Origin of the sequence: Streptomyces sp. NPDC018019, assembly GCF_044327805.1 — a bacterium.
In the GTDB taxonomy this organism is placed as follows: Bacteria; Actinomycetota; Actinomycetes; order Streptomycetales; family Streptomycetaceae; genus Streptomyces.
In genome coordinates this window covers 39,671-52,546 of sequence record NZ_JBIRGD010000029.1, presented here as the reverse complement: position 1 = coordinate 52,546, position 12,876 = coordinate 39,671, and the positions used below count along the sequence as shown (strand labels likewise).

Sequence of the window (12,876 nt, the reverse complement as noted above, 5' to 3'; positions counted from 1 at the left end):
GGACGCAGAGGAAGAAGCGTCCACCGACCGGCCGCGGGGCATGAGTTCGAGACAACTTCTCTACGTATGTGCCGTCCGGACTGAGGCCGCTGCCAGCGGGTAAGCCGTAGACACGTGAGGGCACAGCCGACGACCCGGACCCCGCCGGAGGCTGGCACGCGCGGATGCCGCACGCCGACGGTGGTCGTCGCCGCCCGGGCCGTGACCGGGCGAGTCCCCCAACTTCCGTACGTCTCCGCCGACGGCGCACGACGGCGTCCCGCGCCCGGGTACGAAGGTGGGGACGGCCATGGTGAACCAGGGGTGGAGTTTCGCGAGCCGGGAGCGTGTGGTGGGCGCGACCACGGTGGTGGAGCTGAGCGGAGAAGTGGACATTCTCGCGGCGACCGGGTTGCGCACGCGGCTCGACGAGATCACCGGTGCGCACCGGCCCGACCTCGTGCTCGACCTGCGGCATGTGACGTTCATCGACTGCTGCGGCCTCTCGATGCTGTGCCGCACCAGGCGGCGTACGGAGGCCAAGGCGGGCCGGCTGCGCCTGGCCGGTGTCGCCGAGAGCCCGAGCGTGCTGCGCCTGCTGCGGCTGACCGGCCTGCTGTCCGCCTTCGACCTCTGCCTCGGCCTGGGCGCGGACGCGTATTTCGGGCCCACCGGGGAGCCCGGCGCCGGGAACCCGACGGACGACGGCTGCCCCTGTACGCGCCCGCACCCCGAGGAAGCCGGGCGCCGGGCCGCTCCGGGCGCCTCCGCGGACAGCACCGTCGCCTGACCCGCCGTCAGACGCCCGGCGCCGCCCCGGTCACCTCCGTCAGGCGGGCAGCGCCGCCTCGATCGCCTCCGTCAGCTCCGCCGCCTCGGGCTCGGTCCGGGGCCGGAAGCGTCCCACGACCGCGCCTTCGGGATCGATGAGGAACTTCTCGAAGTTCCACTGCACGTCCCCGGCCTCGCCCGCGCCGTCGGCGGTGCGGGTGAGCTCCGCGTACAGGGGATGCCGGTCCGGGCCGTTGACGTCCGTCTTCTCGAACAGGGGGAAGCTGACCCCGTACGTGGCCGAGCAGAACGTGGCGATCTCCTCGGCGCTGCCCGGTTCCTGGCCCGCGAACTGGTTGCTGGGGAAGCCCAGGACGCTGAAGCCGCGGTCGGCGTACCGCTGCTGGAGCCGCTCCAGGCCGGTGTACTGCGGCGTCAGACCGCACTTGGACGCCACGTTGACGACCAGGAGGGCCTTGCCCCGGTGGTCGGCCAGCGAGGCGGGCTCACCGTTCAGGGTGCGCAGGGGGATGTCGTACAGGCTCACGTTCGGGCTCCTCGTTACGGGACCGCGGTCGCGGACGGACTTCACCGGGCACAACATCGTCCGCGTGCGTGTTCTTCCCGGTCCGCCACTCCTCCGACGGCCAGGCGGGGGCGGGCCGGAGCGCGCCGGTGCCCCATTCCCTGAGCAGCTGGTCGTAGATCGGGGTGCTGCCGTCCGGCGCCCGCCCGCGGGGGTGCGCCGGGCCGGGCCGGTACGTCCGGTGCGTACCGTGCGCAGGAGGTCGCGGATGTCCGTGGCTCTGTGCAGCAGCGTCCATGACCGGATCCAACCCGCGGGCGCCCGCCCGGGTTGCGGTCCGCCGCCCGTCCGTCCCGAGAAGCCCCCGCGCTGATGACGAGCAGAAGATACGTTCCCGCACCCGCGCGGCGTGCCCCCGGTATTCCGTCCGACGGCCGGCGGTACGGTCGCGGACGGCCTTCCCTTCGGCCGGTCCGGCCGGCCGCGTACGACGTGCGGATTAACTCGGCTGTGAAATTCCTGTGCGAGTGTTATTCCCCCGCTGTGAGGAGACGATATCGGCCATCCTTTGTCCGGCCTTTCGCGGACGGGCCCGTCGAACGGCTACCGGATACCGGCAGGTGGTGGGCGGGCCGGGCAGGGGAGTCGGGTCGGCCCGAAGCCGGCCGGTGAACGGAAGCGCAGGCCGGGGCGGGTGGCCACACGCTCCGGCAGGCGGGAGGAAGCGTTTCGGCAAGGCGGGAATTCCCGCCCCGTCACGCACCCGATTGCCACCTGAGGAATTGTCCAAAAAGGTGCTGGACGCAGCAGGATTCGACATTCCGCTTCCTGGGCTCATGTTTCTCTCATGTTCGCGTGACACGGTGGAGTGACGTGCTCGCGGTGACATCGGGATCGCGTACGTCCGCACCCGTTTCCCGGCGGGAAGTCCCGCTGTTCCGTTGCCGTCGTCACCGGTGAGGCACTGATCCCCCGAATACCGGCTCCGGCGCGCGGCTGCCGGACCGAAGGTGCCGCCCACGGCGGCACCCGCCCGGTCGCGCCCGCGCCGGGCACCCGCCGTCGCCCTGCGGTGCCCCGACCACCCACCGTTCACGGGAGTGACCCCATGTCCGCCACAACGTTCGTGGACCGGCCCTGCGCGCTCCGACCACAGCGCCCCCGCTGGCAGTTCTGGCACCCGCCCGCGGACCGGCCGCGCTGGGACCGGCCCGCACTCCTGGGCATCGCCGCCCTCGCGGCCCTGCTGTACGCCTGGAACATCACCGGCAGCGACTACGCCGGCTACTACGCCGCCGCCGTCCGCAGCATGTCGGAGAGCTGGAAGGCGTTCCTGTTCACCGCCTTCGACCCCGGTTCCACGGTCACGCTGGACAAGATCGGCGGATTCCTGTGGCCGCAGGCGCTGTCCGCGCGGATCTTCGGCTTCAGCAACTGGGCGCTGACGCTCCCGCAGTGCGTCGAGGGCGTCGTCTCCGTCCTGGTCATCCACCGGACCGTACGGTGCTGGCGCGGCCCGGCGGCCGGACTGCTCGCGGCCGGCGTGCTGACGCTCACCCCGGTGGTGGCGTCGATGTTCGGGCACGCGCTGCTGGAGGCGCCGCTGACCATGTGCCTGGTGCTGGCCGCCGACCAGTGCGCGCGGGCGATGTCCAGCGGCCGGCTGCGGCCGCTGCTGCTGGCGGCGGTCTGGGTGGGGCTGGCCTTCCAGGCGGCGATGATGCAGGCGTGGATCATCGTGCCGGCGCTGGCCGTCGCCTACTTCGCGGTCTCGCCGGCGGCACTGCGCAAACGGCTGGGCCACCTGCTGACCGCGGGTGCCGTGCTGTGCGCCGTCTCGTTCTCCTGGGTCCTGCTGATGACCGTCGTACCGCGGGACTCGCGGCCGTATGTGGACGGGTCGCGCGACAACAGCGCCCTGTCGATGGTGTTCGGCTACAACGGCTTCGACCGGCTCGACTCCGGCTGGAACATGGACGCCGCCAACAGTGTGCAGGCGGGCGCGTCCACCGCGAAGTCCGGGACGGGAGGAGGCGCCGGCGCCCAAGGCGGTGCGCAGTCCGGCGCCCGCGCCGGTACGGGCACCGCCGCACGCCCCCCGGCGAGCGCATCCGGCCAGGACAGGTCCGGGAGCGCCGCGTCCGGCTCCGGGCAGGCGCAGGGCATCCGGCAGGCACCGGCCGGTGACGGGTCGCAGCTCGCGGTGGGCGCCCCCACCAGCGGCTGGCTCAAGCTCTTCCGCGCGCCGCTCGCGCAGCAGATCGGCTGGCTCTTCCCGCTCGCGCTGTGCGCGCTCGTCCTCGGCTTCGTCACCCGCCGCAAACAGCCCCGTACGGACCCGGTACGCGGCGGCTACCTCCTGTGGGGCGGCTGGCTGCTGACGGCGGCGGCGGTCATGAGCGCCATCAACGTCCCGCACGCCACGTACATGGCCGCCCTGGCGCCCGGCCTGGCCGCACTGTCCGCCGCCGGGGTCGTCACGTTGTGGCGCGCCTACCGCAAGGGGACCGGAACCGGGGCCGGGCGGCTCCGGCCGTGGGCGCTGCCCCTCACCGTCGCCGCCCAGGCGGCCTGGGCCGTCCACCTCGTCTCCGGGCACGCCGACTGGGTGCCGTGGCTGATCCCCTTGATCGTCGTGTCCGCACTCGCCACGCTCGGACTGCTGGCGTACGGCGGCTTCCGCGCACGGCGCATGGAGAAGGACGGGCCGGAGGCAGGTGACGCCCCGCCAGGTGCCCGGCCCCGGGCCCGGTTGCGCCGCGTCGGGGCCGCCGGGCTGATCGCGGGCTGCGTCACGATGGCGGCGGCCCCCGCCACCTGGTCGCTGTCCGTACTGGACCCGCGGTACACCGGCTCGGCCCACTCGGCCTCCGCGGGCCCGCAGGACGTCACCCTCGGCACCCCCGCCCAGCTGACGGACGCCCAGCGCAAGATCCTCGACTACGTGGAACGGCGCAAGGGGAGCGCCGAGTACACCTTCTCCGCCGCGCTGCTCTCCGCCGAGCCGTACATCCGCCTCGGCGGGGCCGCCGTCCTGCCGCTCGGCGGGTTCGCGGCGGGGACCGAGCCGGTCACCCTCGACGCGTACCAGCGGCTGGTCGCGTCCGGGAAGCTGCGCTTCGCGCTCGTCGGCAACCGGAGCGACACGGGCGGGTCGGAGACGGCACGGATCAACCGGTGGGTGCGCTCGGCGTGCGAGAAGGTCGATCCGGCGGCGTACGGCGGGAAGGCGGAGGCCGGATCGGGGAAGGGGAGCGGGGCCCGGCAGCAGGCCGGGACCGGACAGCACCCCGGGGCCGGTGCGGGGCAGAGCCTCTACCGCTGTGCTCCTGAAGACGTGCCGGGCTGACCACCCGTCACCAGGTGCGGGCGCGGCGGCAGAGGCCGACGCCCGCACCACCCCGGGCCTCGGAGCCCGGTCGCTCCGTGAAGCGCTGCCGGAATTCCGTCCCGCTTGCCCCGTCGTGCCCCTCTTGACCCGTGCGCGAGCATGCCAGCACAGTACGGGGGGACCGTCTGGTCGGACCGATCTCCCGGCCTCGTGTGCGGGGGCGTTGGAGGGTGCCGTGCACAGCAGCCCGAGTGCCGTGTCGCCGGAGCCGGACACCGGCGCCGCCCGTACCGGCCCGCCGGAAGTGCCGGAAGTCGACGCGGCGGCCGCCGTGGCCCTCACGCAGGACCTCGTCCGGCTGCGGACCGTCAACGCCACCGGCGCCACCGCCGTCGAACAGTCCGCCGCCGAGCTGGTCTCCCGGCTCTTCACCGCCTTCGGCTGGCCGCACGAGGTGACCGAGGTGGCTCCCGGGCGCCCCAACGTCGTCGCGGTCGTCGAGGGCGGCGGCGGACCCGGCCGCACCCTGATGTTCGAGGGGCACACCGACGTCGTCACCGAGGGCGACCCGGACACCTGGTCCGTCGATCCGTACGGTGCCCACATCCGCGACGGCAGACTGTGGGGCCGGGGCGCCGCCGACATGAAGTCCGGGGTGGCGGCCATGATCTACGGGGCGCGGGCGGTCCAGCAGGCCGGCCCCTTCCCCGGCCGGATCGTCGTCGGCGTGCTGTGCGACGAGGAGGGACTGATGCTCGGCGCCAAGGCGTTCGCCGCCTCCCCGACGGCCGCCGGGGTGGACGGCGTCATCGTCTGCGAGCCGGAGGGCCACGAGGTGTGCACCTCGGCCCGCGGCGGCATCCGCCTCCGGCTCTCGCTGCACGGGGTGATGGCGCACGGCGCGATGCCCCAGGAGGGCCGTAACCCGCTCGTCGCCGCCGCGCGGATCATCGCCGCCCTCGCCGGGGCCGAGGAGTGGGCCGTACGGCGGTACGGGACCCACCCGCACGCCGGAACGGTGACCGTCACCCCGACCGTGCTGCACGCCGGCGACCCCGACCAGCTCAACGTCATCCCCGCCCACGGCCTGCTCGGCATCGACGTCCGGACGGTCCCCGGCACCGACCACGCCGAGCTGACCGAGCACATCCGGCAGGCGGCCGAGGCCGCCGCGGCGGGCGCGGGCGTCACCGTCGGGCTGACCGTCGTCGACGACCGGCCGGCCATCGAGACGGCCGCCGACCACCCGGTCGTCAGGGCGCTGGTGGCCGGTCACCGGCAGGTGCACGGCAGCGCCCCGCCCTTCGGCGCGGTCCCCGGTACGACCGACGGGACGATCCTGACCCGCGACGCGGGCCTGGCGACCGTCGTCTACGGGCCGGGCGGCAAATGGATCGCCCACCAGAAGGACGAGTACGTCGAGGTGCGCGAGATCGGCGAGTACGCCCGGGTCTACGCCGCGGCGGCGCGCCACTTCCTCACCGGGGGCGGGACCCACCCCGTAGGCGGTGACGCCGCATGACCCTTCCGGACGGCCGCGACACGGTGCCCCCGGGCCTCCCGGTGGGCGACGGCTGGGTGCCCACCGCCCGGACCGCCCCGGTGGTCTTCCCGTACGACGGCACCGAGTTCGCCACGGCACCGCTCGGCGACGCGGCCCTCGCCCGCCGGGCCGTCGAACACGCGGCGGCCGTCCGCCCCCGCGTCGCGGAACTGGCCTCGCGCGTACGGCGCCAGGTGCTCGGCGGCGTGGCGGCGGACCTGGAGGGGATCGCCGGCCCGATGGAGGACCTGCTCGTACGGGAGACCGGCAAGCCGCGTACCGACTGCCGTACCGAGGTACGGCGGGCGGTGGCCACTTGGCAGGCCGCCGCCGATGCAGTGCTGCACATCCACGGCGAGACGGTGCCCCTGGACCTGCTGCCCTCCGGCGACGGCATGGTCGGCTTCTGGACCCGGCGCCCGATCGGCGTGGTGGCCGCCATCGCGGGCTTCAACTATCCGATGATGCTGGCCTCCCACAAGATCGCCCCGGCGCTCGCGGCCGGCTGCCCGGTGATCGTCAAGCCGGCCCCGGCCACACCGCTGGCCACCCGGTGGCTGGTCCACCTCGTACGGGAACGGCTCGCCGCGGCCTGCGCGCCCGCCGGGGCCGTCCAGCTGGTCACCGGCGACGCGGCGGTGGGCCGCACCCTGACCACGCACCCCGAGGTCGCGGCGGTCTCCTTCACCGGCTCTGCGGCCGTCGGCCACCGCATCGCCCGGGACGCCGCGCCCCGCAAGGTGGTGCTGGAACTCGGCTCCAACGCGGCGCTCGTGGTCGCCGCGGACGCCGACCTCGACGCCGCCGCCGACGCGGTGGCCCGCGGCGGCTACTACGCCTCCGGCCAGGCGTGCATCGCCGTACAGCGCGTGATCGCCGTCGCGGAGATCGCCGCGGAACTGGAGCGCCGGATCGCCGAGCGGCTGCCCGGCATCGTCGTCGGCGATCCGCGCGCGGAGGAGACCCGGGTCGCCGCCCTGATCGACGAGGCTGCCACCGAACGGGTGCTGTCCTGGATCGACCGGGCCCGCGCGGCGGGCGCCCGGCTGGTGGCGGGCGGCACCCGCACCGGCCGCTGCCTGACGCCGACCCTGCTGGCGGACGTGCCGGACGGTCAGCCCGCGTGGGACGAGGAGATCTTCGGGCCGGTCGTCGCGCTGCGTACGGTGCCGGATCTGGAGGCGGCGTACGACCTGGTGAACGCCGGGCGGTACGGGCTGCACGCGGCCGTGTTCACCCGCGGCCTGGACGCCGCGTTCCGGGCGCTGGACGCGCTCGACGTCGGCGGCGTGGTGATCAACGAGGTTCCCGGCTACCGGAGTGACGTGGCCCCGTACGGCGGCGTCAAGGACTCGGGGATCGGCCGGGAGGGACCGCGCTTCGCGATCGAGGAACTGACGGTCACGCGGATGGCCGTGATCCGCCCGTGACGGGGAGCGGGGGAGCGGGGGAGCGGGGAAGCGAGGGCGACGGGAAGCGGTCGGCGGGTCCAGGGGAGCCGGGCCATGAGGCATACCGAGTGAAGGGGTGGACCATGGAGGACGCGGCCGGCCGGACGGTCGAGTACGCGAAGCTGTTCCGCCTGGACGGGCGGCGCGTCGCGGTCGTGGGCGGTGCCGGGGGCATCGGCCGGGAGGCCGTGCGCGCCCTGGCCGCGCACGGCGCCGAGGTGATCGTCGCCGATCTGGACGCGGCCGGTGCCGCCGCGGCGGCGGAGGCCGCTGCGGCCGAGCCGCCGGCCCCCGGCAGCCGCACCGGCACCGCGACGGCCTGCCCCCTCGACGTCCTGGACGAGGACGCGGTACGGGCCGCGGTGGACCGGTGGGGGGCCCTGGACGGCCTGGTCGTCACCGTCGGCGTCAACGTGCGCAAGCGGATCACCGACTACACCGCCGCCGACTTCGACCGGGTCGTGGCGCTCAACCTGCGGGCCGTCTTCACCCTCGTCCGGGCCGTCGCCCCGGCCATGGCCGAGCGCGGCCGGGGCAGCGTGGTCGGCCTGGCCTCGATGCGCGCCTTCCAGGTCGAGCCGGGGCAGAGCGTGTACGCCGCCTCGAAGGCCGGGCTGGTGCAGTTCCTGCGGACGGCCGCGGCGGAGTGGGGGCCGCGCGGCGTCCGGTTCAACGCGGTGGCGCCCGGCGTGGTCCGTACCCCGCTCACCGACCAGATCGCCGCCGACCCGCAGTGGTACGACGCATACGCCCAGGCGTCCGCGCTGCGGCGGTGGGCCCGCGCCGACGAGATCGCGGGCGCCGTCGCCTACCTCGTCTCGGACGCGTCCACGTTCGTCACCGGGAGCGTGCTGGCGGTCGACGGCGGCTGGACGGCGGTCGACGGCCGGTTCGAGCCGCCGCTCTGAGACCGGCCGGCGAACCGGCGTACCGCACCCCACGGACCACGGAGTCACATGTCACCGCACACCACGGCCTACGACGTCCCCGGTCTGGCCGCGCCCGTCGAGATCCGCGTCGACCGCTGGGGCGTCCCGCACCTGTACGCCGCCTCCCAGGACGACCTGTTCCTCGCCCAGGGCTTCAACGCCGCCCGGGACCGCCTCTTCCAGATCGACCTGTGGCGGCGGCGCGGCCTCGGCCTGCTCTCCGAGGTGTTCGGCGAGAGCTGCCTGGAACACGACCGGGCGGCCCGGCTCTTCCTCTACCGCGGTGACATGGCTGCCGAATGGGCCGCCTACGGACCGGACACGGAGCGCATCACCAGCGCTTTCGTGCGCGGCATCAACGCGTACGTAGCGCTTTGCCGGACCGACCCGGCGCACCTGCCGCCCGAGTTCGGGCTGCTCGGCCACCAGCCCGCCTACTGGGACCCCGCCGACGTGGCCCGCATCCGCAGCCACGGCCTGTACTACAACCTGGAGCAGGAGGTCGCCCGCGCGCTGACCCTGCGCGACCACGGTCCGGCTGTCGAGGACCTGCGCCGGGCCCGGGAGCCCGCGCACACCCTGCGCGTGCCGGAGGGCCTGGATCTGTCCGTCATTCCCGACGACGTGCTGCGGGTCTACCGGCTGGCCACCACCCCGCCGTGGGAGGACGGCGGGCCGCGCCAGGGCCCGGACGGCAGCAACAACTGGGTGATCGCCCCGTTCCGCACCGCCACCGGCCGGCCACTGCTCGCCAACGACCCGCACCGTGCCGTCACCCTGCCCGCGCTGCGCTACCTCGCGCACCTCTCGGCCCCCGGCATCGACGTCATCGGCGCCGGGGAGCCCGCGCTGCCCGGCATCTCCATCGGCCACAACGGCCGGATCGCCTTCGGACTGACCATCTTCCCCATCGACCAGGAGGACCTGTACGTCTACCGCACCCACCCCGAAGCGCCCCACCAGTACCGGTACGACGGCCGCTGGGAGCCGATGACCCGGGTGACCGAGACGGTCCCGGTGCGCGGCGCCGGGCAGCCGGCCGCCGTCGAGCTGTGGTTCACCCGGCACGGCCCGGTGATCCACCGGGATCCGGAGCGCGGCACCGCGTTCGCGGTACGGGCCGCCTGGCTCGGCCCGGGGATGGCCCCGTACCTCGGCAGCACGGGGTACATGACGGCGGACGGCCCGGACGCCTTCGTCGCCGCGCTGCGCCGCTGGGGCGCGCCCGGCGAGAACCAGGTGTACGCCGCCCCCGACGGGACCATCGGCTGGCAGCCCGCCGGCCGCGTCCCCGCACGGCCGAACTGGGACGGCACCCTGCCCGTGCCCGGTGACGGCCGTTACGAGTGGGCGGGCAGCCACCCCGCCGGGACACTGCCGTCCGTACGCGACCCCGCCCAGGGCTGGTTCGCCACGGCCAACCAGATGAACCTCCCGCCCGGCTACCCGAACGCCGAGCGGACCGTCACCTACGACTGGTACGCGCCCACCCGCCACGACCGCATCGCCGCCGAACTGGACGCCCGCACCGGCTGGACCGTCGCGGACTGCGTCCGTCTGCAAACCGACTGCACCAGCCCGGCCGCCCGCCGCATCCTGCCGCTGCTGAGCGGGGCCACCAGCGACGACCCGGCCGTGGCGTGGGCGCTGGACCGGCTCCGCACCTGGGACGCACGGCTGACGCCCGACTCCGTACCCGCCGCGCTCTTCGAGGTCTGGTACCGGCGGCACCTGCGGCCGGCCGTACTGGAACGGGCCCTGACCCGCCTGCTGCCCCCGGAGCGGCGGGCCGCGGCGCTGACCCGCGTCCTGCCCGCCGACGAAGCGGCCACCACCGACCCGCGGGTGGACCTCGACCTGCTGCTCACCCCGGGCGAACGGCTCGGCCCGGCCCCGGACCGCGCCCTGCGCGAGGCCGTCCTCGGCACCCTCCCCGGCGCGCTCGCCGAACTCGGCCGGCTGCTCGGCCCGGACCGCGACCGCTGGACCTGGGGAGCGCTGCACCGGGCGGAACCCCGGCATCCGCTCGCCGCGTGGCTGGGCGAGCGGGCCCCGCGGTGGACCCGGGTCGGGCCCGCCCCGCGCGGCGGCAGCGGCGACACGGTCAACGCCACCTCCTACGGCGCGGACTTCCGGCAGACCGGCGGGGCGACCTTCCGGCTGGTGATCGACGTCGGCGACTGGGATGCCTCGGTGGCCATGAACGCGCCCGGCCAGTCCGGCGACCCCGGCAGCCCGCACTACCGCGACCTGTTCGCGGACTGGGCCGCCGACCGGGCCTTTCCGCTGCCGTACAGCCGCGCGGCGGTCGAGCGGGTCACCACCCACGTGATCACGCTGCGCCCGCCCGCCGGCCCTGCACCCGAATAACGTGATTCAGATCACGGGAATTGCGCTGTAACAAACCACGGGTAAGCGCGCGATGAATAAGGAGGTGCTCGCCATGCACCTCGCCTATGTGTATCGAGAGGTTCCTCGTGTCACTCACCTCGTCCATCACGCGACCGCAGGAAATAACCGGATCCCCGGCCCCGGAAGACGTACCCGCCGACGGTACGGCGATCGAGGCGGCCGGCGGATTCACCCTGTCCCACGGTGACGAGGGGGACGCGCCGGCGCAGCAGGTCGCCGGCGCCGGGGCCTCCGCCGACCCGGTCAAGGACTACCTCAAGCTGATCGGCAAGGTCCCGCTGCTCAACGCCGAGCAGGAGGTGGAGCTGGCCAAGCGCGTCGAGGCCGGGCTGTTCGCCCAGGAGAAGCTGGACACCGGCGAGCCCACCGGGAAGCTCCGGCGGGAGCTGGAGATCCTGGTCGCGGACGGCGCCCGGGCCAAGGAGCACCTCGTCGAGGCCAACCTGCGGCTCGTCGTCTCGCTCGCCAAGCGCTACACCGGACGCGGCATGCTCTTCCTGGACCTGATCCAGGAGGGCAACCTCGGCCTCATCCGCGCCGTCGAGAAGTTCGACTACGTCAAGGGATTCAAATTCTCGACGTACGCCACCTGGTGGATTCGCCAGGCCATCACCCGCGCGATGGCCGACCAGGCGCGGACCATCCGCATTCCCGTCCACATGGTCGAGATCATCAACAAGGTGGCCCGGATTCAGCGCCAGCTGCTCCAGGACACCGGCCGCGAACCCACTCCGGAAGAACTGGCCAAGGAACTCGACATGACCCCGGAAAAGGTCATCGAGGTACAGAAATACGGCCGTGAGCCGATATCCCTGCACACCCCGCTGGGCGACGAGGGCGACAGCGAGTTCGGCGACCTGATCGAGGACACCGAGGCCGTCGTCCCCGCCGACGCGGTCGGCTTCTCGTTCCTCCAGCAGCAGCTGCGCTCCATCCTGGAGACCCTCGCCGACCGGGAGGCCGGTGTGGTGTCCATGCGCTACGGCCTCAAGGACGGGCAGCCCAAGACGCTCGACGAGATCGGCAAGGTCTACGGCGTCACGCGGGAGCGGATCCGCCAGATCGAGAACAAGACCATGTCGAAGCTGCGCCACCCGTCCCGCTCGCAGCTGCTGCGCGACTACCTCGACTAGGCCGTGTCTTTCGGATCGTCCTGGGCCCGCGGCGCCTGGCACGGCACCTCGCGGCGTTGTCGCATCACCCACGGACACCCGGTCCGAGGGCAATGCTCCGCTTTGCGATGCACCGCACCAGGCGCCGCGGGCTGCTCCAGGCTGATCCAAAAGACACGGCCTACTAGACCTTCTGCCCCCGCCCTGACCTCGGTCTCCTTTGGCCATGGCCTGTCGCGACCCGGTGACCGGCTGCCGGGCCGCTGCTAGCCTCGCAGCAGCGGCTCGCGGGGGACGGGGGTCCGAGATGAGGTCCGCAGCAGCGAAGGCCGGCCGGGCCACCGCGACGGTGGTCCTGTTGCTTCTCGTCGGCACCACGGCGTGCGGACGGCCCGGCGGTCCGGGGCCCGGCGACGTACCGTCCGGGGCGACACCGGCGGGTACGGCCTCGGCCGAGCCGTCACCGGCCGCCGACGCAGCCTCGCAGGGGGACCGCGGCGGCTCCGCCTCGTACAGCCAGGGCGGTGACCCGGTCGGGCAGGTGCCGGAGCCGCCGGTGGACACCGGCGACCCGGAGACGACCGGCGTCGGCAGCACACCCAGCGACGATTTCCCCACCCTCGTGCCCAGCTGCACCGGACCCTCGGGCGAAATGACCGCGTGCCCGACCTCGGCCTCCACCACGCCGACGCCGGAGAGCTCGCCCAGCCCGTCGCCGGACGAGCCCGAGGGGGCCGGGCAGTCCGGGCCGTCGCAGCGGTCCGGTCGCTCGGACGCCGCCCCCGGTCTCACCCCGGCCGCCTCCGGCACCCGCTGACCCGC

Annotated in this window: 8 protein-coding genes and 1 pseudogene; 8 read left to right on the top strand and 1 reads right to left on the bottom strand. The window is 74.1% G+C overall.

The annotated features are described in order from the left end of the window. Positions 1 to 289 precede the first annotated feature (289 nt). A complete protein-coding gene (locus ACH4FX_RS34790) occupies positions 290 to 769 on the top strand; it encodes an STAS domain-containing protein (protein WP_398485451.1) in 480 nt (159 codons plus the stop codon). A gap of 39 nt (positions 770 to 808) precedes the next feature. Here the strand turns inward: ACH4FX_RS34790 and ACH4FX_RS34785 are convergent, their stop codons facing one another. Continuing rightward, the gene (locus ACH4FX_RS34785; protein WP_398485450.1) at positions 809 to 1,297 is read right to left on the bottom strand and encodes a glutathione peroxidase; all 489 of its coding nucleotides are present in this window, start codon (positions 1,295 to 1,297) and stop codon (positions 809 to 811) included. Positions 1,298 to 2,384: 1,087 nt separating this feature from the next. On the opposite strand from ACH4FX_RS34785, the gene ACH4FX_RS34780 reads away from it, so the two are divergent. The 7 genes and pseudogenes from ACH4FX_RS34780 (at position 2,385) to ACH4FX_RS34750 (ending at position 12,871) form a co-directional block, all read left to right on the top strand. Beyond that, positions 2,385 to 4,625: an ArnT family glycosyltransferase gene (locus ACH4FX_RS34780; protein ID WP_398485449.1), complete on the top strand. Its 2,241-nt coding sequence runs from the start codon at positions 2,385 to 2,387 to the stop codon at positions 4,623 to 4,625. Positions 4,626 to 4,842: 217 nt separating this feature from the next. Further along, positions 4,843 to 6,129: a M20 family metallopeptidase gene (locus ACH4FX_RS34775; protein WP_398485448.1), complete on the top strand. Its 1,287-nt coding sequence runs from the start codon at positions 4,843 to 4,845 to the stop codon at positions 6,127 to 6,129. Then, entirely contained in the window at positions 6,126 to 7,580 is a 1,455-nt protein-coding gene (locus ACH4FX_RS34770; RefSeq protein WP_398485447.1) for an aldehyde dehydrogenase family protein, read from the top strand. The genes ACH4FX_RS34775 and ACH4FX_RS34770 overlap by 4 nt, the downstream gene beginning before the upstream one ends. 104 nt (positions 7,581 to 7,684) lie before the next feature. Beyond that, the gene (locus ACH4FX_RS34765) at positions 7,685 to 8,509 is read left to right on the top strand and encodes an SDR family NAD(P)-dependent oxidoreductase (protein WP_398485446.1); all 825 of its coding nucleotides are present in this window, start codon (positions 7,685 to 7,687) and stop codon (positions 8,507 to 8,509) included. Positions 8,510 to 8,557: 48 nt separating this feature from the next. After that, positions 8,558 to 10,900, top strand: a complete 2,343-nt coding sequence (locus tag ACH4FX_RS34760) for a penicillin acylase family protein (RefSeq protein ID WP_398485445.1) — start codon at positions 8,558 to 8,560, stop codon at positions 10,898 to 10,900. Positions 10,901 to 11,055: 155 nt separating this feature from the next. Further along, positions 11,056 to 12,075: pseudogene (locus tag ACH4FX_RS34755) on the top strand (RNA polymerase sigma factor); the annotation flags it as partial. Between the two features lie 286 nt (positions 12,076 to 12,361). Then, positions 12,362 to 12,871 (top strand): hypothetical protein, encoded by a 510-nt coding sequence (locus ACH4FX_RS34750; protein WP_398485444.1) that lies wholly within the window; start codon positions 12,362 to 12,364, stop codon positions 12,869 to 12,871. Positions 12,872 to 12,876 lie beyond the last annotated feature (5 nt).